At 48.7% G+C, this 17761-nt stretch carries 18 protein-coding genes and 5 tRNA genes; 14 read left to right on the top strand and 9 right to left on the bottom strand.

The genetic code is table 11. The annotated features are described in order from the left end of the window. The first annotated feature begins 258 nt into the window (after positions 1 to 258). The 8 genes from ABGI61_RS13280 (at position 259) to ABGI61_RS13245 (ending at position 4145) form a co-directional block, all read left to right on the top strand. Positions 259 to 349: transfer RNA gene (locus ABGI61_RS13280), tRNA-Ser, on the top strand. A 210-nt stretch (positions 350 to 559) separates the two neighbouring features. Beyond that, a complete protein-coding gene (gene uvrY, locus ABGI61_RS13275) occupies positions 560 to 1204 on the top strand; it encodes a UvrY/SirA/GacA family response regulator transcription factor (protein ID WP_347601845.1) in 645 nt (214 codons plus the stop codon). Next, complete coding sequence (gene uvrC, locus ABGI61_RS13270) at positions 1204 to 3021, top strand: excinuclease ABC subunit UvrC (protein WP_347601843.1); 1818 nt, start codon at positions 1204 to 1206, stop codon at positions 3019 to 3021. Before uvrY ends, uvrC begins: the two co-directional genes overlap by 1 nt. Before the next feature lie 33 nt (positions 3022 to 3054). Then, on the top strand, positions 3055 to 3609 hold the full coding sequence (pgsA, locus tag ABGI61_RS13265; RefSeq protein WP_347601841.1) for a CDP-diacylglycerol--glycerol-3-phosphate 3-phosphatidyltransferase: 555 nt from the start codon (positions 3055 to 3057) through the stop codon (positions 3607 to 3609). Between the two features lie 135 nt (positions 3610 to 3744). After that, positions 3745 to 3820, top strand: a tRNA-Gly gene (locus ABGI61_RS13260). Positions 3821 to 3850: 30 nt separating this feature from the next. After that, positions 3851 to 3924, top strand: a tRNA-Cys gene (locus tag ABGI61_RS13255). Positions 3925 to 3962: 38 nt separating this feature from the next. Next, positions 3963 to 4049 (top strand) — tRNA-Leu (locus ABGI61_RS13250). Positions 4050 to 4069: 20 nt separating this feature from the next. Continuing rightward, positions 4070 to 4145 (top strand) — tRNA-Gly (locus ABGI61_RS13245). Positions 4146 to 4225: 80 nt separating this feature from the next. Here ABGI61_RS13245 and ABGI61_RS13240 read toward each other — a convergent pair. Both ABGI61_RS13240 and rluF read right to left on the bottom strand, forming a co-directional pair. Further along, the gene (locus tag ABGI61_RS13240) at positions 4226 to 5665 is read right to left on the bottom strand and encodes an SLC13 family permease (RefSeq protein ID WP_347601839.1); all 1440 of its coding nucleotides are present in this window, start codon (positions 5663 to 5665) and stop codon (positions 4226 to 4228) included. An 11-nt stretch (positions 5666 to 5676) separates the two neighbouring features. Beyond that, positions 5677 to 6435: a 23S rRNA pseudouridine(2604) synthase RluF gene (gene rluF / locus ABGI61_RS13235; RefSeq protein ID WP_347601837.1), complete on the bottom strand. Its 759-nt coding sequence runs from the start codon at positions 6433 to 6435 to the stop codon at positions 5677 to 5679. 97 nt (positions 6436 to 6532) lie between these two features. Between rluF and ABGI61_RS13230 the strand changes: the two genes are divergently transcribed. Then, a complete protein-coding gene (locus tag ABGI61_RS13230; protein ID WP_347601835.1) occupies positions 6533 to 7489 on the top strand; it encodes an aldo/keto reductase in 957 nt (318 codons plus the stop codon). Positions 7490 to 7555: 66 nt separating this feature from the next. On the opposite strand, the gene ABGI61_RS13225 is transcribed toward ABGI61_RS13230, so the two are convergent. Together ABGI61_RS13225 and ABGI61_RS13220 are read right to left on the bottom strand one after the other, a co-directional pair. Continuing rightward, on the bottom strand, positions 7556 to 9640 hold the full coding sequence (locus tag ABGI61_RS13225; protein WP_347601848.1) for a hypothetical protein: 2085 nt from the start codon (positions 9638 to 9640) through the stop codon (positions 7556 to 7558). Between the two features lie 324 nt (positions 9641 to 9964). Further along, complete coding sequence (locus ABGI61_RS13220) at positions 9965 to 11599, bottom strand: electron transfer flavoprotein-ubiquinone oxidoreductase (protein WP_347601833.1); 1635 nt, start codon at positions 11597 to 11599, stop codon at positions 9965 to 9967. A gap of 199 nt (positions 11600 to 11798) precedes the next feature. Here ABGI61_RS13220 and ABGI61_RS13215 point away from each other — a divergent pair, with 199 nt between their 5' ends. The 3 genes from ABGI61_RS13215 (at position 11799) to ABGI61_RS13205 (ending at position 14084) form a co-directional block, all read left to right on the top strand. Further along, complete coding sequence (locus ABGI61_RS13215; protein ID WP_347601831.1) at positions 11799 to 12548, top strand: electron transfer flavoprotein subunit beta/FixA family protein; 750 nt, start codon at positions 11799 to 11801, stop codon at positions 12546 to 12548. Further along, entirely contained in the window at positions 12548 to 13474 is a 927-nt protein-coding gene (locus ABGI61_RS13210; RefSeq protein WP_347601829.1) for an FAD-binding protein, read from the top strand. The genes ABGI61_RS13215 and ABGI61_RS13210 overlap by 1 nt, the downstream gene beginning before the upstream one ends. Positions 13475 to 13586: 112 nt before the next feature. Continuing rightward, positions 13587 to 14084 carry a GNAT family N-acetyltransferase gene (locus tag ABGI61_RS13205; RefSeq protein WP_347601827.1) on the top strand — a complete coding sequence of 166 codons (498 nt, stop codon included), beginning with the start codon at positions 13587 to 13589 and terminating at the stop codon, positions 14082 to 14084. Between the two features lie 70 nt (positions 14085 to 14154). Here ABGI61_RS13205 and fur read toward each other — a convergent pair whose 3' ends face one another. Beyond that, positions 14155 to 14595: a ferric iron uptake transcriptional regulator gene (gene fur, locus ABGI61_RS13200; RefSeq protein ID WP_008222646.1), complete on the bottom strand. Its 441-nt coding sequence runs from the start codon at positions 14593 to 14595 to the stop codon at positions 14155 to 14157. A gap of 158 nt (positions 14596 to 14753) precedes the next feature. Between fur and ABGI61_RS13195 the strand changes: the two genes are divergently transcribed. Continuing rightward, on the top strand, positions 14754 to 15224 hold the full coding sequence (locus ABGI61_RS13195; protein ID WP_347601825.1) for a DUF4442 domain-containing protein: 471 nt from the start codon (positions 14754 to 14756) through the stop codon (positions 15222 to 15224). 43 nt (positions 15225 to 15267) lie between these two features. On the opposite strand, the gene fldA is transcribed toward ABGI61_RS13195, so the two are convergent. The 4 genes from fldA to ABGI61_RS13175 form a co-directional block, all read right to left on the bottom strand. Then, a complete protein-coding gene (gene fldA / locus ABGI61_RS13190) occupies positions 15268 to 15798 on the bottom strand; it encodes a flavodoxin FldA (protein WP_347601823.1) in 531 nt (176 codons plus the stop codon). Between the two features lie 14 nt (positions 15799 to 15812). Further along, complete coding sequence (ybfE, locus tag ABGI61_RS13185; RefSeq protein ID WP_347601821.1) at positions 15813 to 16085, bottom strand: LexA regulated protein; 273 nt, start codon at positions 16083 to 16085, stop codon at positions 15813 to 15815. 13 nt (positions 16086 to 16098) lie between these two features. Beyond that, positions 16099 to 16296 carry a DUF2788 domain-containing protein gene (locus tag ABGI61_RS13180; protein ID WP_347601819.1) on the bottom strand — a complete coding sequence of 66 codons (198 nt, stop codon included), beginning with the start codon at positions 16294 to 16296 and terminating at the stop codon, positions 16099 to 16101. Between the two features lie 65 nt (positions 16297 to 16361). Further along, complete coding sequence (locus ABGI61_RS13175) at positions 16362 to 17129, bottom strand: alpha/beta fold hydrolase (RefSeq protein ID WP_347601817.1); 768 nt, start codon at positions 17127 to 17129, stop codon at positions 16362 to 16364. A 108-nt stretch (positions 17130 to 17237) separates the two neighbouring features. On the opposite strand from ABGI61_RS13175, the gene seqA reads away from it, so the two are divergent. Then, complete coding sequence (gene seqA / locus ABGI61_RS13170; protein ID WP_347601815.1) at positions 17238 to 17756, top strand: replication initiation negative regulator SeqA; 519 nt, start codon at positions 17238 to 17240, stop codon at positions 17754 to 17756. Positions 17757 to 17761: the final 5 nt, after the last annotated feature.

Genomic DNA, 17761 nt, shown 5'->3' with positions numbered 1-17761 from the left:
GCGGTTTAATGCACCGGTCTTGAAAACCGGCGTGGGTTAATAGCCCACCGAGAGTTCGAATCTCTCTCCCTCCGCCATTAAAACCACCCTAGCGGTGGTTTTTTGTTTTTAGCAAAACCGGTTAGACCTCCCCGGACTTTTAGGGTTAAATTTGTTTAAATACTGGCTTTGTTGTTGATTTACTAGGCAAACGGTTGAAATTGACAAAAAAGCCCTTTACAAAGCCGCAGGCTGTTTTTAATATGCGCCCTGTAACGCGGAGGGATGGCAGAGCGGTTTAATGCACCGGTCTTGAAAACCGGCGTGGGTTAATAGCCCACCGAGAGTTCGAATCTCTCTCCCTCCGCCACGTTACATCCAGCCTTAAAATCAACAAAACCTCTATTTTTATCGCCTGTTAATTAAACTTTAGTTTCATAATGTTAACCTTTCTGGCACACTGCACAGCAACCGGTCAAAACTGATATTATCGGCATATTAGGGTTAGCAAAAGTGGCGTGGCTCGGCTATGCTAAACCTCAATAATAATTCTAAAAACCAGTGAAGCGGAGAAGCGAAATTGATTAACATTCTGTTAGTTGATGACCACGAGCTTGTACGAACTGGGATCAGTCGCATACTAATGGATGAGCGCGGTATCAAGGTGATAGGCGAAGCTGGCTCTGGCGAAGAAGCACTGCAATTTTGCCGTCAACACGAACCCGATGTTGTGCTGATGGATATGAACATGCCCGGCATGGGCGGTATGACAGCAACCAAGCGCATTTTGCATTACTGTCCGGATATCAAGGTGCTGGCACTGTCAGTGTCCTGTGAAGAACCGGTACCCACTAAGGTAATGCAACTGGGCGCGGCGGGTTTTATTTCAAAAAATTCACCCCCGCGTGAAATGGTCGCGGCTATCCGTAAGGTGTACTCCGGCGTGCGGCATATCTCTGATGAAGTCGCACAAAAAATGGCGCTGAGTAAAGTGAACAACCACAGTGCTAACCCCTTTGATGATTTATCTGATCGTGAATTACAGATCATGATGATGATCACCCAGGGACAAAAAGTGACCGATATCGCTGAGCAGCTTAATGTCAGCGCCAAAACGGTAAATTCTTATCGCTATCGCATGTTTGAAAAGCTGGCCATCAGTGGGGACGTTGAACTGACGCACCTTGCCCTGCGCCACGGAATGATCGACATCGCTAAAGCCTGATGTTTGACGCCAAAACCTTTTTAGCCAAAGTACCACGACAACCCGGTGTTTACCGTATGTTAAACACCGGCAATCAGGTCATTTATGTTGGTAAAGCCAAAGACTTGCGTGCCAGGCTAAGCAGCTATTTTCGTGCTCAGGTCGACAGTGTGAAAACCCGCTCTTTGGTCAGCCAAATAGCGCAGGTTGAGTTCACGCTTACACACAGCGAAACCGAAGCGCTGATCCTGGAAAATAACCTGATCAAACAATTTATGCCGCGCTATAACGTGCTGCTGCGGGATGATAAATCTTACCCCTATATTTTGATCAGTGACCATAAACACCCGCGCATCAGCTCTCATCGCGGGCCACGTAAAACAGCAGGCCAGTATTTTGGCCCTTATCCTAACGCCAGCGCCGTATGGCAAAGCCTGAAAACGCTGCAGAAAATATTTCCTATCCGCCAGTGCGAAGACGGTTTTTACCGCGCGCGCACCCGGCCGTGCCTGCAATATCAGCTGAAGCTGTGCTCTGCCCCCTGTGTGGGCAAAATATCCGACGAGGACTATCAACAGCAGGTAAAGCTGGCCAGTTTGTTTTTGCAAGGTAAAGATCAGCAGGTTATTGATGACTTGGTGCAGCAGATGAGCACTGCCAGCGAGCAGTTGCAGTTTGAACAGGCCGCCCAGCTACGCGATAAAATTATTGCACTGAGAAAAGTGCAGGAGCAGCAAAGCGTCAGTGGTGAGCATGACGAAATGGACGTGATAGGTTTTGCCTATTCGCACGGTGTGGCTGCAGTACATGTGCTGTTTGTTCGTGAGCAAAAGGTGCTGGGCAGTAAAGCGTATTTTCCTAAAGTGCCCAGCGACACCTGCGAGGATGAAATTCTTACCGCGTTTTTGTTGCAGTTTTACCTTGATGGCTACGGCGCACAGCAGACACCGCGGGACATTATCATTGGCAAAAAGCTGACCGAGCAGGCTGAGGTAGAGCAGGCAATCAGCGAAGTGGCCGGGCGCAAGGTAAAATTGACTTATGCCCAGCGTGGTGAAAAAGCCCAGTACTTAAGCTTGGCACAGAAAAACGCTCAGTTATCCTGTGACACTAAACAGTCGCTGAGTGAAAAAATGGCGCTGCGCTATCGGCAATTGCAGCAACTGCTGCAATTGGACCAGCCTATCATGCGAATGGAGTGTTTTGATATCAGCCATACCATGGGGCAGGCGACTATCGCATCTTGCGTGGTATTTGACGGCCAGGGGCCAAATAAAAATCAGTATCGGCGCTATAATGTCACTGGCGTTACCGCGGGTGATGATTACGGTGCCATGCGTTTTGCCTTAGAGAAACGTTATGGCAAGCTGCAAGAGCTGCAGAGCATACCCGATGTCATTTTTATTGACGGTGGCAAAGGGCAGCTGGGCGTGGCGACTGACTTTTTTAGTGACTGGCCGCATGAAAAAACGCCGCTGTTGGTTGGGGTGGCGAAGGGCACTAGCCGCAAGCCCGGGCTGGAGACACTGATATTGGCGCATGCAGGGCGCAGTATTAACCTGGCCGATGATGCGCCGGCGCTGCATTTAATTCAGCAAATAAGGGATGAAGCGCACCGTTTTGCTATTACCGGGCATCGCAGTAAACGCGGCAAAGCCATGTTGCAAAGTCCGTTGCAGCAAATAAAAGGTATTGGTGAGAAACGACGGCAGGCCTTGTTGCAATATTTAGGTGGGCTACAGGGCGTAATGCGGGCCTCTGTGGCTGAATTGAGTTCGGTACCCGGTATATCTAAGGCGCAGGCAGAAAAGATTTACCAGGCCTGTCATAACAAGTAGCATAGCGGCATAGATGCTGTAGAGAATTCTAAGATGTGGAATATTCCCAATCTGTTAACCCTGTTTCGCCTGTTTTTAATTCCGGTTTTTATTTTTTGTTTTTATTCAGGTATTGAAAATGCCCGTTTTTGGGCGGCCTTTGTGTTTTGGTTAGCGGCGATTACGGATGCACTGGATGGTTATCTGGCCCGGCGTTTACAACAATCTACGCCCTTTGGTGCTTTTTTAGATCCGGTGGCCGATAAAGTGATGGTGGCTGTTGCCTTGGTACTGATTGCGGTCGATAGTCTGTCGTTATGGGTAACAATACCGGCCATTATTATGATTAGTCGGGAGATAGTTATTTCGGCGCTGCGCGAATGGATGGCAGAACTCGGTAAACGCGCCAATGTCGCAGTGTCTAATTTGGGCAAGTATAAAACCATTGCGCAAATGCTGGCATTAATTGGTTTGATCTGGCGGCCAGAGCACTGGCTGGTCAGCTGGTTTACACCAGCCGGTATGCTGCTGCTTTACATTGCTACCTTATTAACGGTGTGGTCTATGGCGGTGTATTTAAAAGCTGCCTGGCGCGATCTGGTGCATTAATCGCTGTTTTTGCTGCTAATTAAACCAATGCAGTCAAATTTTAATCAGTCAGTTGTAAAAGAAAAAATTTATTATTGACTGACACAATTAAAACAGTAGAATGCGTCTCGTGTTAAGGCAGATGGCCAAAAGCATGCGAGTATAGCTCAGCTGGTAGAGCGCGACCTTGCCAAGGTCGAGGTCACGAGTTCGAACCTCGTTACTCGCTCCAACTCTTACAAAGAGTATAAATTGCTTGTTTGGCGGGTTGGCAGAGTGGCCATGCAGCGGATTGCAAATCCGTCCACCTCGGTTCGACTCCGGGACCCGCCTCCATAACATAGCTAAAAAGTTACAATACAGAAAAGTTGTCTGCCCGGGTGGTGAAATCGGTAGACACAAGGGATTTAAAATCCCTCGGGGGAAACCCCGTGCCGGTTCAAGTCCGGCCCCGGGCACCATTAGACACTAACCAGATTTCGCGAGTATAGCTCAGCTGGTAGAGCGCGACCTTGCCAAGGTCGAGGTCACGAGTTCGAACCTCGTTACTCGCTCCAAATAAACAAAAACGCAGCTCAGTGGCTGCGTTTTTGTTTCTCTAACGCTTGCTCATAGCATTCGCGCGTAAAAATGAGCGTTAAAACGTAAAAATACGCTGAGCTAAAAACCACACAGCTAAAGTGATCAAGCCTATACCTGCCAGATTAAGCACCAGACCGGCTTTTACCATATCAATAATTTTTAGCTTACCTGAGGCAAATACAATCGCATTAGGTGGTGTGGCCACCGGCATCATAAAGGCGCAGCTGGCCGCCACCGCAGCAGGGATAACCAGCATAGCCGCCGGTGCATTCAGCGACACGGCAACAGGCCCTAACAGGGGCAAGAAAGCAGCAGCGGTGGCTGTGTTACTGGTAATTTCAGTTAAAAAGATAATCACTGTGGTGACCAATACAATCAGCAGCAACAAGTTAAGTTGGCCAAGCTGACCAATTTGCCCGGCGATATAAGCTGACAATCCAGAATTGTCAATTTGTCCGGCCAGGGTCAGGCCGCCACCGAACAGCAGCAGTACGCCCCAAGGCAATTGCTGGCAGTCTTGCCACTGTAAAATGCGCTGGCCGGTTTTTAATGATACCGGCACAATAAACAGCAGGCTGGCAGCAAAAATCGCAATTAAGGTATCATCCAGGGCGATGCCTGTAAGCCTGCTTAATGAGCCCCGAAACATCCAGCTTAGCGCTGCCAGGGTGAAGATCAGTAACACCAGTTTCTCAGCACTTTGCATCGCACCCAGCGCCGACAGTTTTTGCCGGTATAAGACTGAAGCGTCTACGGCTTTGCTGCTATCCAACTTAAAGTGAACCTGCGTGAGCCATAACCAGCACACCAACAACAGGCTTGCCGATAGTGGTACACCAAACAGCATCCAGTCACTAAAGCTCAATTGGATCTGATAAGTGCGCTCAAGATAAGCCGCCAGCAGGGCATTCGGCGGTGTGCCAATCAGGGTGGCAACGCCGCCGATACTGGCGGCATAGGCAATACTGAGCAGAGTGGCTTTGGCAAATTTGTCATCAGTTAAGCCTTGCTCCTGCTGCATGGCAATAATAGACAAGCCAATCGGCAACATCATCACGGCGGTGGCGGTGTTTGACATCCACATCGATAAAAACGCCGTAACCAGCATTATGCCGGCAATTTGCTGGCTGTGCTTACTGCCGACCAGTAACATGGTGCATAAGGCGATGCGTTTATGCAGGTTCCAACGCTCCATGGCAATAGACAGCATAAAGCCACCGAGAAACAAAAAAATCAGCGGATGGGCATAAGGGGCTGTGACATTGCCGACACTATCCAGCGACAGTAGCGGCACTAACACTATTGGCAGTAAAGCAGTTACCGGAATCGGCACCGGCTCGGTTATCCACCACCAAGCCATCCAGGCGGTTAGACCTGTTATTAACCAGGCGTTATCTGACATGCCGGCAAACACGGGCTCGCTAAGCAGCACGGCCAAAAACAGTAACGGGCCGGCCAGTAAATTTACATAAAATGGCAATTTTATGCTGCTCATTAGCCTGCCTTCTAGTCGTCAAAACTGTCGGCGGGGCCGGCAAAACTGGCCGTTTTGCTGGAGTCCAATAACTGTGCTTCCAGCATTTTTATTTCGATATCCTCAAGCAGACGCCACTGGCCGGGTTTTAACCCCGCCAGGCGAATGTGCATAATACGGGTGCGTTTTAACGTTTGTACCTCGTAACCCAGATATTCACACATGCGGCGGATCTGCCGGTTTAGCCCCTGCTGCAATATGATGGTAAAGCTTTGTTTGGATTTTTGTGTCACGACACAGGGCAGGGTAACAGTGTCCAGTATTGGCACTCCTTTGCTCATTTGCTGAATAAAGCGCTCTGTGATGGGTTTGTTCACGGTCACCACATACTCTTTGTCGTGAGCATTTCCCGCACGCAGGATTTTATTCACGATATCACCATCATTGGTCAGAAATATTAAGCCTTCTGATGGTTTATCCAAACGGCCGATAGGAAAAATGCGCTGAGGGTATTTAATGGCATCGATAATATTGCCATGTATATGCCGCTCTGTGGTGCAGGTAATGCCAACCGGCTTATGGTAAGCCAAATAGACCCGCTTCGGTTTATCTGGCAGCGGTTTGCCGTTGATCAATACGGTATCATTTGCGCCGACTTTGGTGCCTACACTGGCTACTACACCATTTACACTAACCTGACCCTGCTCGATATATTTGTCGGCGTCACGGCGCGAACATATGCCGGTATCACTGATAAATTTATTTAACCGGTATAGCGGCAGCTCAGACATTCGTTGTACTCATCCCAAAAACATAAAGTGGCTATAGTGTAGGGGTTTAGCCATTTTTTCGCTACACTGAGCGCTGTTTTAACCAATAGAGGTTGCGATGTTTTCATTAGAAAAGCAGTTGCCTGGCATAAGTCGTCTGGTGCTGGGTTGTATGGGTTTTGGTGGCAGCTGGGATAACCAGAGCACCACCGCTGAGCAGCGGCAGCAGGCGTTTTCAGCCATAGATGCCGCGCTGGACCACGGCATTAATTTTTTTGACCATGCCGATATTTATACCCTGGGTAAAGCTGAGCAGGTGTTCGGTGATTATCTGCAACAGGCACCGCAGCAGCGCGACAAGCTGTTTATTCAAAGCAAATGCGCAATCCGTTTCGCTGATGCCCAAGGGCCTGGCCGGTATGACTTTTCTGCAGCTTATATTGTACATAGCGTTGAGCAAAGCCTGCGCCGTTTGCAAACGGAATATCTGGATATTCTGTTGTTACACCGGCCTGATCCCTTAATGCAGCCGGAGGAAGTGGCGCAGGCGTTTGAGCAGTTGCGTCAGCAGGGTAAGGTAAGGCATTTTGGTGTGTCTAATATGGGCTGGGCGCAAATGCAATATCTGCAGCAAGCACTATCTCAGCCGTTGCTGGTTAATCAGCTGCAAATGAGTCTGGCCGACATCGACTGGTTGGAGGAAACCGTGCTAACCGGTATGGCGCAAGGTGCCCAGCATCATTTTGGTTATGGCACGCTGGAATATTGTGCGCTGCACGGTGTGCAACTGCAAAGTTGGGGTAGTCTGGCGCAGGGCCGTTACAGTAGTGACCAGCCTCAGCAAGCAGATGAAGCGACAGCCTTATTGGTCGCGCAGTTGGCAGAGCATTACAGCTGCAGCCGTGAAGCCATAGTGCTGTCCTGGTTGATGCGACATCCCGCCAAGGTGCAGCCGGTTATTGGCAGTACTAAGCCCGCGCGCATCGCTGCTTGCGCAGAGGCAGTTGATATTACCCTTAGCCGGGAGCATTGGTATCAGTTGTACGTTAGCCGCCGTGGCCAGTCTTTACCTTAAGGCAGATAAAAAACAGACCCGGCAGGCGGGTCTGTTTTAGCAGTTAAAACGCGGTGCTGATTTACGCTACTTTTCCTCACTCTGAGGCGGTACTTTACTGCTTTGTTTGGTTGTCGCTGTACTGTTGAGCGATATAACCTTGGTTTTACTGATTTTATGCCGGTAAATTTCCCGCAGGTATTTTATGGCTTTTTTCACACTGTCGCGGCTTAAGCGAATATCGTTAATTGAGACAAACTTGTCTTTGTTGTGGATAAGCTCGCGGTATTTTTTCTCGTACATTGGCTTAATGGCATACCAGTTGGTGTCGAGAATCTTGGCCGGGTTTTCAAACTCATGCAGCATCTCATCCAACCGCTGTTCATCAAACTCATCAGCGCGGATAAAGTCCAGCATGGCTTTATCCAGTTGCTCATCAAAGCGGAAGTTGTCTTTAGCAAAGCAGCGCTTGATAAAGGCGACAATCAGCGTTAAGAAATCATCACTCAAACAGGGGCTTTTTACGATCAGTGTGGTGAGGGAGATATTGGCAGACGCGCCAATAACCAGTGCATAACGTTTTAACGTGGTGTTGGGGAACAGTGCATTTAAATGCGACTTCAGCCGGTTTAAGTCCATGTAAGACAGTTTATAGTCTTTTGGCAGCGACACGATAGACACCACTGACGAGCAGTTCTTAAAGAAATGCAGATCTTTAAGCTCGGCTGCGTTATAGCCGTTTTTCACATAGTTGGCTAAGGTTTCGCGATAACGGCCCGATTCAATCGGTAGCAGACTGATACCCTCAATCGCCTGGGTCACTTTATTAAAATGCGGTAGGTCAATTGAGCGGAAAAACAGATCGTCGATATTGAGCCCAGTGGTACCCTTATCGAAGAGTTTTAGTTTCTCACCGCTGTTATCTGTCGGCACCACCGATTCGGCATATGCCACGGCGACAGGGCCGGCCAGGCTCATAAACAAGTCATTGGCGTCCAGCCGTATGGTTTCACCAATATCAATACCCGCACGGCGGAAATAGTTTTCGTCGTAGTCGGTAGTGACCGCCTGGGCCGTTAAAATATTAAAGATTTGCTGCGAAATGTACTGATTGGCGTACTTCTCCATGGCATTAACATCAATGTGCTGAATACCGCCGTCATCGGTTTCTTCGGCATAGCGCATAATGTCATTTGAAATCAGCATCATCGCATTCCAGGGGCGGATGCGGTGCATGACGCTGGACTCGCTGCTATCTTCGTTGTCAAAGTTGTAAGAGAAATCCCACTCTTCGGCCAGATATTTACACAATAAGCGACCGGCGTTGATATGCAGCGCTTCTGACATTTCAACACCATGGTCGGAGATGTTCGGCAAAATACAAATACCACTGGTAAATATCGGTTCAAACACAAAGGAATGACCGCGGTTTTCTTCGTCCTCGGCCATCATGCGGGTGTCGAAGGTTTTACTCATGTAAGCATATTGCTGCGCCAGGCCAAACTCTGATGCCATCCCCGAGCCGGTACCACCGCCGGCGCTGAAAATATAGAAATACAGCCGTGATTGGTTAGCTTTAATGCCACAAGAATCAATAAGGTAGGAGTGAATAAACTTCCAATCGGCGTTGGCAAAACGTTGGGTATCTTTATTGAGGATAATCTTAGCCAGATATTGGCCCAAAATAGGCGCATTGCCGGCACCACCGGCATGCACTTCAGACAGATCCATAATTTTCATTTTGGTGTAGTCATGTAAAAAGCCGCTTTTTTCACCCTTATGCGAAAAACGAATGCGGCCTTCAATGTCTTTGTCCAAATCGCCTAACATCACCAGCGGTTCAATTAAAAACACCGGCTTAATCGCTTGCTCTGTAGCTAAATGCAGACTGCGCTTTATCCAGCGCATCGGCCGGTATTCCTGCTCGCGGTTTTGCTTTTCTTCGTTATTAAATTCATTTAAGTAAAAATTGCGCGCGTTATACACCAGTGAAGCCACATCCAGCGCAATATTTGACCCGCAGCGGCCAAGGCCAATTAAACACACCGACGGAAAATGTTGTTGTTTGCGGCTTTGAATTTCATTGTCCGGGTTTGGTGTTGGAAATACGCTGCTGCGCAGTGCATCTAAATTGGTCAGAATTTTGTTCAGGTCTCGCTCGGTAAAGTACATGTAACGGTCACTGGCAAAAGACGGAGGTAATGTAGGCGGTGTGCTTTTTTTCAGCGCGGTTTTTACCACTACGACATCATCTTGTGGTGTCAGCTCAGTTTTCATTTTATTGGTCATCAGGCTACTTCCTGTCTCTGTCGAGGCATTACTGCACAATATTGCAAAACGGTCAGTACTAAAGGTAGTTGCTGCTGAAAATTAAGGCAATCAAATAATGAAAAAAGTAAGCAGATTATTAGGTAGGAGACATAACAATAGCACAAGCTAAAACAATGGCTTAAATAATATTGGCCTGCTTAGTAGTAAGCAGGCCAAGCCTGAAAATTACATATTGGGATAGTTTGGTCCACCAGCGCCTTCTGGTGTTACCCAGGTAATATTCTGTGCCGGATCTTTAATATCGCAGGTTTTACAGTGAATGCAGTTTTGCGCATTAATTTGAAAACGTGGCTCGCTGTTTTCATCCTGCACAATTTCATAAACACCTGCCGGGCAGTACCGCTGTGCCGGTTCATTGTATTTGGGCAGGTTAACGCTAATTGGGATCTGCGCATCTTTCAGTTTTAAATGACACGGCTGCTCTTCTTCGTGGTTAGTATTTGATAAATACACCGACGATAAGCGGTCAAAACTTAATACATTGTCAGGTTTGGGGTAGTGAATTACCGGCGCTTCGCTGGCCAGCTTTAACTGGGCATGATCCAGGCTGTCGTCTTTTAAAGTGAACGGCAGTTTACCACCAAACCAGTTTTGCTCCAGAGTATTAAAGGCACCGCCCCAAAAGGTGCCGAATTTATGCAGCGCCGGTCCGAAATTACGTGAGCGGTACAGCTCATCGTATAGCCAGCTATTTTTAATCGCATCGGCAAAACCGGTTAAATCGTTACCGCCTTCATCACCTTGTGACAGTGCGCTAAACAGGGTTTCAGCCGCCAACATGCCCGACTTCATTGCGGTATGGTTACCTTTTATCTTGGCAAAATTTAACGTGCCGGCATCGCAGCCTACCAGTAAGCCACCGTTAAAGCTCATTTTTGGCAGGCTATTAAGGCCGCCTTTGGCAATGGCGCGGGCACCATAGCTCACCCGTTTACCGCCTGTTAAATATTGGCTGATAACAGGGTGCTGTTTATAGCGCTGAAACTCTTCAAACGGGCTTAAATGCGGGTTGCTGTAGTTTAAGTCGACAATCAGGCCAACCACTATTTGCTGGTTCTCAGCATGGTACAAGTAACCGCCGCCGCTGGTATCATTATCAAGCGGCCAGCCGGCGGAGTGAACGACTAAACCCTGTTTGTGTTGCTCTGCCGGCACGTCCCAAATTTCTTTAAAGCCCAGCGCATAATGCTGCGGCGATTTACCGTCATCCAGAGCAAACTGTTTAATTAACTGCTTGCCCAAATGGCCACGGCAACCTTCGGCAAACACCGTGTATTTAGCCCGCAGCTCCATACCCGGGACAAAGCTGTCTTTTGGTTTGCCGTCTTTATCAAGCCCCATATCGCCAATCAGAATGCCTTTTACCACGTTATCTTCCAGCAACACTTCACTGGCAGCGAAGCCGGGGAAAATCTCCACGCCCAGCTGCTCGGCTTGCTGCGCTAACCAGCGGCATAAATTGGCGGCAGAAACGATATAGTTGCCGTGGTTGTGCATGGTTTTGGGCACCATAAAGCCGGGGAGCTTACTGGCCTGCTCAGCGTTTTTAAACAGGTAAATATCATCCTGATTTACTTCTGCCGTCAACGGAGCGCCTTGTTGTTGCCAGTCGGGCAGCAATTCATTTAATGCGCGCGGTTCAAACACGGCACCGGATAAAATATGCGCGCCAACTTCCGAGCCTTTTTCTACTACACACACGGTCAGTTCTGTGTTGGCGGCTTTTGCCTGTTGCATTAAGCGGATCGCGGTGGCTAAACCGGCCGGACCGGCGCCTACGATCACTACATCGAATTCCATTGATTCTCTTTCCACAGCACTGACCTCTTGGAGTTTAATATTTACAGCAGACGCCGCTTTTATTGGGGCCTTTAGGGTATTGCAGGTTGACGTTAACGTCAACAGTAAGTAGATTGTCGCTCAATAACCTTTTATTGCTTTACCTTAACGTAAACTTGGCAGGTGTCATGGCCGGGTGCGGCACAAGAACGAGGAACTTATGAAAATACTGGTACCGGTAAAACGGGTAATAGACTACAACGTAAAAGTGCGGGTAAAAGCCGACCAAACAGGTGTTGATTTAGCCAATGTCAAAATGGCCCTGAACCCATTTTGTGAGATTGCAGTAGAAGAAGCTGTACGTTTAAAAGAAGCCGGTAGTGCCACCGAAGTTGTTGTGGTGTCCATTGGTAGCAACGCTGTACAAGAGCAGCTGCGTACGGCATTGGCACTGGGGGCTGACCGTGCATTGCATATTGATACTGAATTGAATCTGGATTCACTGCAAGTAGCAAAGCTGCTGGCCAAAGTGGTCGCAGAAGAGCAGCCAGGCCTGATAATTTTAGGCAAGCAAGCGATTGACTCTGACAACAACCAAACCGGCCAGATGTTGGCAGCGTTGACTGGCATGGGGCAGGGTACCTTTGCTTCAAAGGTTACCTTAGCTGATGGCAAAGTCGCGGTAACCCGTGAAATTGACGGTGGTTTGCAAACCGTACAGCTGACATTGCCTGCAGTGGTCTCGACTGACTTGCGCTTAAACGAGCCGCGTTATGCGTCTTTGCCCAATATTATGAAAGCCAAGAAAAAACCATTAGAGGTTAAAGCGGCCGACAGCTACGGCGTGTCGTTAAATTCGGCGGTAAGCGTGCTTAAAGTTACCGCGCCGGCGGTACGTCAGGGTGGTATTAAAGTTGAGTCGGTAGCAGAGCTCGTTGATAAATTAAAGCATGAAGCGAAGGTGATCTAATGGCGATTTTAATCATTGCAGAGCATAACAATCAGAGCCTGAAAGCGGAAACGCATAAAGTTGTGCAGGCGGCATCCGCCATTGGTGCAGATATCACGGTTCTGGTCGCCGGCTTTAACTGCGCCGCTGCGGCTAACGAAGCGGCGACAATTGCCGGTGTTGGCAAGGTGTTAGTGGCCGATAACGCCGCTTACGAGCATCAGCTGGCAGAAAATATTGCGGCTTTGGTGGCTGAGCTAGGTAAAAACTACAGCCATATTTTAACCGCAGCTACCACTACAGGTAAAAACTTCCTGCCACGGGTGGCGGCACTGTTAGATGTGGCGCAGATCTCAGACGTGATTGCTATTGAAAGCGCCGATACCTTTGTGCGGCCGATCTATGCCGGTAATGCTATTGCCACGGTAAAATCTGCTGATGCGATTAAGGTGCTGACGGTGCGTCCGGCTGCCTTCGCTGCCGCCAAAACCGGTAACGCGGCACCGGTTGAAGCGGTGTCTGCCGTGCACGACCTGGGCGTTTCTGCCTTTGTTGGTGCCGAGCTGACCAAATCAGAGCGGCCAGAGCTTACAGCGGCGCGGGTAGTGATTTCTGGCGGTCGTGGTATGCAAAATGGCGAGAACTTTGCGCTGTTAAACGGTATTGCCGATAAACTGGGCGCGGCTATTGGCGCCTCGCGCGCTGCTGTCGATGCCGGCTTTGTACCAAACGATATGCAGGTTGGCCAGACTGGTAAAATCGTCGCGCCTGAGCTTTATATCGCTGTCGGTATTTCCGGTGCTATTCAGCATTTGGCCGGTATGAAAGACTCCAAAGTCATCGTTGCTATTAACAAAGACGCCGAAGCGCCGATTTTCCAGGTCGCGGATTATGGCCTGGTAGCCGATTTATTTACTGTGCTGCCAGAGCTGGAGCAGCAGCTGTAAAGCGCACTGTTATAAAATTAGCCGGCGTAACGCCGGCTTTTTTATGTCTGCCTCTTGTTGCTTTAGCGGTTAGCCGCTTAAGATAAACACCGACCATTACAAGGATGCTGCTATGCCCGTTCTGATCCGCCATGCTGAACCTGCTGATATTGATGCCATTAAAGCCATTTACGACCAGCCCAGTGTGTATGCCAATACGCTGCAACTGCCTTATCAGCCGGTAGCAAACTGGCAAAAACTGTATAACGCCGGCGCGGGGTTTTATAACCTGGTAGCCGAGCTTGAGGGCAAAGTGGTAGGGCAGTTAGGACTACAGGTGTGCCAAAATCCCAGACGCCGGCATGTGGCTGAGCTTGGCATGGGTGTAGCAGAAGATTACCAGGGCCAGGGCATCGGTTCAGCCTTGCTGCGCTCTGCGTTAGAGCTGTCTGATCAGTGGCTGAATATCCGCCGGCTGGAGCTGACAGTATACAGTAGCAACGAAGTCGCCATTGCGTTGTACGAGCGCTTTGGTTTTGAAGTTGAGGCAGAGCTGTCAGATTTTGCTTTTCAGTACGGCAACTACGTTAGCGCCCTGTGTATGGCGCGTATTAACAGCGCTGCCGTTTAAGCGGTTTATGAGCTGTGACGTGGAAAAACAAAAGGCACCTGCAGGTGCCTTTTGTTGGTGTTCGTCAGCCTTAGTTTGCTTCGCTGTTTTTCTTACACTGCACAGTATCTTTACACTCACCGTACAGGTACAGGCTGTGATGGGTTAATTTGATGCCGTTCTTTTCAGCGATTTCCAGCTGTTTGGCTTCAATAACATCGTCTTCAAATTCAATAACCTTACCGCATTTTAAACACACCAGGTGGTCGTGATGGCTGCCGCCGGTCAGTTCGAATACCGATTTACCGCCCTCAAAGTGGTGACGGGTTAAAATGCCGGCATCATCAAATTGGTTAAGTACCCGGTACACTGTTGCCAGACCAATGTCTTCGCCAATTTCCAGCAACAGCTTGTATACGTCTTCGGCACTGATGTGTTGATTCTTCGGATCTTGCAGGATCTCCAGAATTTTAACCCGCGGCAGTGTCACTTTAAGGCCGGCTTTACGTAATTCGCTGTTGTGATCTGACATAGCTATCGATACTCGTAAATTAGATATGCCAAAGATTATAAAGACATTAGCCACAGAATGAAATGGCAAAAATAGTTAAGCTACTTTGCCTGCTGCTACTTGTATGCAGGATGCAGCAAAGTACAATAAGCAAAACAGGTCATACCAGAGCGTTTTCAATGAAATGGGCATTTAACCCCGCTGTAATGCGGCACTTACTAAATTTTTGGCCACCGTTTTTCTTTCCCGGTATTAAAGTGGCACAGCTGAGTAACGATTACCGCTACTGCCGGGTGGAGTTAAAAGGCCGGCCCTGGACGCGCAACATTAACAGCACCCAGTTTGGTGGCAGTATGTTTGCGATGACCGATCCTATTTATCCGTTAATGCTGATGGGCGCGCTGGGTAAAGAGTATCTGGTATGGGACAAACAAGCCGATATTGATTTTATTAAACCAGGGAAGGGCCGTCTTAGCGCGGAGTTTTGGTTGTCAGATAGCAGTGTAGATGAAATCAAAGCCGCCACCGAGTCGGGCGATAAACATTTTCCGCAGTTTTTGGTGCATATTAAAGATCACACAGGGCAGATTGTCGCTGAAGTAAACCGCACCTTGTATGTGCGTAAAAAAGCCAAATACCGACCAGGCTAAACTCAGAAATAAAAAAAACCGGCAACTTGCCGGTTTTCATGTCTTACAAGCCTTCGAACTCTTTTAAGCTCATTTCTTCATAAATTTGCTTACACCACTGCTTGACCCGTTGCTCGGTCAGCTCTGGCTGGCGGTCTTCGTCAATGCCCAGGCCGATAAAGTGCTTATCGTCTACCAGGGCCTTTGATGCCACAAAGTTGTAGCCGGCGGTAGGCCAGTGGCCAACAATAATGGCGCCTTTGGGCTCGATAATATCGCGCAGCGTGCCCATGGCATCAAGGAAGTATTCAGCGTAGTCTTCCTGATCACCACAGCCAAAAATGGCCACCAGTTTGTTGTTAAAGTCGATGTTTTCCAGCTCCGGGAAAAAATCATCCCAGTCGCACTGGGCTTCGCCGTAATACCAGGTAGGAATACCCAGCAGCAATAAATCAAACGCAGCGATATCTTCTTTGCTGCTTTTGGCAATATCGCGCACGTCGAACAAGTGTTTACCCAGCTCTTTCTGGATCATCTTGGCGATATGTTCAGTGTTACCGGTATCACTACCGAAAAAAATGCCTACAGTTGCCATTCAATCTAACCTTCTTACCTGGTTAAAACTTGCGTCAGAATCTGCTCTATATACGCGCTGCGGGTCAGGTTGGCTTGGTCAGCCTGCTGACTTAAGGCGTTATACAGTTGGTCGGACACTTTAAACTCAATGCGTTTTAAGCCTTTACTGCGATCACGCTTGATCTGGTTGCGCTTATTCAGTTTCAGTTGCTCTTCCCGGGGCAGTGGGTTGGTTTTTGGCCGACCCGGGCGCTTATCCTGTGCAAACAAATCAATCGTAGTGCGATCAGTGGCAATTTTCGCCATTTAACCAACCTTACTACTCAAGAAAATAGGGCACTATGCTTTTGATAATAAATACCGCCGGTGATAAAAACAGTACCAGCCAGACAAAGAATTGCCCCAGTTTGGGTGCATTGCTTTTTTTCAGTACGTCGCGAATCGCCAGTACGATAAAAACATACAAAATACCCAGGCCAAGCCATAAACTCAGTGTCTCAAACTGCTCAAAAGACATAACGAGCTACCTGCCGTAAAAAAAGTGCGCGCACTATAGCACAATTAGCGAAAAAATTTAGTGCGTTAGCTCAATAAAAAGTCTTGTACCAGCTTAGTAAAGGCGGCCGGCTTTTCGGCGTGCAGCCAATGGCCAGTACCCTGAATAATCTTCGCTTGTGCCTGTGGAAACAGCTGCAAAATGGCCGGGCGATGCTCGGGCAAAATATAGTCAGAGTCGCCACCCTTGATAAACAGCACCGGTCCGCTGTATTGCCCTTGCACCAGCGGCTCGCCAATCAGCGCGGCATAATTGGCTTTAAGCGCTGCTAAATTAAAGCGCCAGTAAAAGCTGTCGTTATCTTTAACCAGACTTTTTAACAAAAACTGCCGAACGCCAGCCTCGTTTATATATTCAGCCAGCTGTGTATCGGCCTCAGCCCGGCTGGTTAACTGTGCTAAGTCTACTGCTTCAAGGCCAGCAAAAATGCTATTGTGCCGCGGTGGATAGGCTACCGGCGCAATATCGGCCAAAATCAGTTTCGTTACCCGCTCTGGGTGTAACAGCGCAAAGGCCATCGCCAGCTTACCACCCATCGAATGGCCCAGCAGCGCCACTTGTGTAAGCTCAAGCGCATCCAGTGTTTGCGCTAAATCATCTGCCATCTGGCGATAGCTCATGTCAGCACTATGGCCGGAGCGGCCATGGTTACGCACATCGACATTCACTACCTGGTATTGCTCGCTTAAGCTGCGGGCAATTACGCCTAAGTTTTCATAGCTGCCAAACAGGCCATGAATTAGCACCACGGCTGGCTGGTCCGGCTGACCTGTTAATTCTGTGTGTAAAAGCATAGAAAATACATTTAGTTAACCCAGGCGCTAGTCTAGCAAATCATCTTGCTGGCGTCAGTCGGTAAGGCTTTATATAATGAGGCCAACTTAAGTGCGCGGATTAAATATATGAAAACCATCGAAATAGACGACGAACTCTATCAATACATCGCCGGCCAGACGCAGAAAATTGGTGAAAGTGCGTCTGAAATACTGCGCCGTTTACTATTAGGCGATGCGCCGCTCTCGTCCACCAAGCCTGCTGCAGTACCGACTGACAAGGTTGAGCCTGCCGCGACGCCGGCCGTGCAAAGTAATATTTTTGACTTAATAAACCGGCAAGATTTGCAGGCAGAGCAAAGCGTGGTAGGGCGGTTTTTGTTTATTTTGTCGGTGCTGGCGCGGGCGCATAAAAAGCAGTTTGCCAAAGTGCTGGACATTAAAGGCCGTAACAGGCTGTATTTTGGCCGCAGTGCTGCCGAGTTATCTGAAGCAGGCAGTAGCACTAACCCCAAACAAATCCCCAATACCGAGTTTTGGGTGATCACTAACTCCAACACCACGCGTAAAAAGATGATGTTAACCGAGACCGCGCTGAAACTTGGCTATAGTGAACAGGACGCCGAACGTATCCGCGATTTTTTGTAAAAGGA

Source organism: Rheinheimera fenheensis, assembly GCF_039871805.1.
Lineage (GTDB): Bacteria > Pseudomonadota > Gammaproteobacteria > Enterobacterales > Alteromonadaceae > Alishewanella > Alishewanella fenheensis.
The sequence above is the reverse complement of the archived record's forward strand: the minus strand, read 5'-3'. Positions and strand labels throughout refer to the sequence as shown.

Bases quoted from the DNA above. Each gene is read 5' to 3' on its own strand.
- uvrC (WP_347601843.1), top strand. From the start codon at position 1,204: ATGTTTGACGCCAAAACCTTTTTAGCCAAAGTACCACGACAACCCGGT.
- pgsA (WP_347601841.1), top strand. From the start codon at position 3,055: ATGTGGAATATTCCCAATCTGTTAACCCTGTTTCGCCTGTTTTTAATT.
- ABGI61_RS13240 (WP_347601839.1), bottom strand. From the start codon at position 5,665: ATGAGCAGCATAAAATTGCCATTTTATGTAAATTTACTGGCCGGCCCG.
- rluF (WP_347601837.1), bottom strand. From the start codon at position 6,435: ATGTCTGAGCTGCCGCTATACCGGTTAAATAAATTTATCAGTGATACC.
- ABGI61_RS13230 (WP_347601835.1), top strand. From the start codon at position 6,533: ATGTTTTCATTAGAAAAGCAGTTGCCTGGCATAAGTCGTCTGGTGCTG.
- ABGI61_RS13225 (WP_347601848.1), bottom strand. From the start codon at position 9,640: ATGTACTTTACCGAGCGAGACCTGAACAAAATTCTGACCAATTTAGAT.
- ABGI61_RS13220 (WP_347601833.1), bottom strand. From the start codon at position 11,599: ATGGAATTCGATGTAGTGATCGTAGGCGCCGGTCCGGCCGGTTTAGCC.
- ABGI61_RS13215 (WP_347601831.1), top strand. From the start codon at position 11,799: ATGAAAATACTGGTACCGGTAAAACGGGTAATAGACTACAACGTAAAA.
- ABGI61_RS13210 (WP_347601829.1), top strand. From the start codon at position 12,548: ATGGCGATTTTAATCATTGCAGAGCATAACAATCAGAGCCTGAAAGCG.
- ABGI61_RS13205 (WP_347601827.1), top strand. From the start codon at position 13,587: ATGCCCGTTCTGATCCGCCATGCTGAACCTGCTGATATTGATGCCATT.
- fur (WP_008222646.1), bottom strand. From the start codon at position 14,595: ATGTCAGATCACAACAGCGAATTACGTAAAGCCGGCCTTAAAGTGACA.
- ABGI61_RS13195 (WP_347601825.1), top strand. From the start codon at position 14,754: ATGAAATGGGCATTTAACCCCGCTGTAATGCGGCACTTACTAAATTTT.
- fldA (WP_347601823.1), bottom strand. From the start codon at position 15,798: ATGGCAACTGTAGGCATTTTTTTCGGTAGTGATACCGGTAACACTGAA.
- ybfE (WP_347601821.1), bottom strand. From the start codon at position 16,085: ATGGCGAAAATTGCCACTGATCGCACTACGATTGATTTGTTTGCACAG.
- ABGI61_RS13180 (WP_347601819.1), bottom strand. From the start codon at position 16,296: ATGTCTTTTGAGCAGTTTGAGACACTGAGTTTATGGCTTGGCCTGGGT.
- ABGI61_RS13175 (WP_347601817.1), bottom strand. From the start codon at position 17,129: ATGCTTTTACACACAGAATTAACAGGTCAGCCGGACCAGCCAGCCGTG.
- seqA (WP_347601815.1), top strand. From the start codon at position 17,238: ATGAAAACCATCGAAATAGACGACGAACTCTATCAATACATCGCCGGC.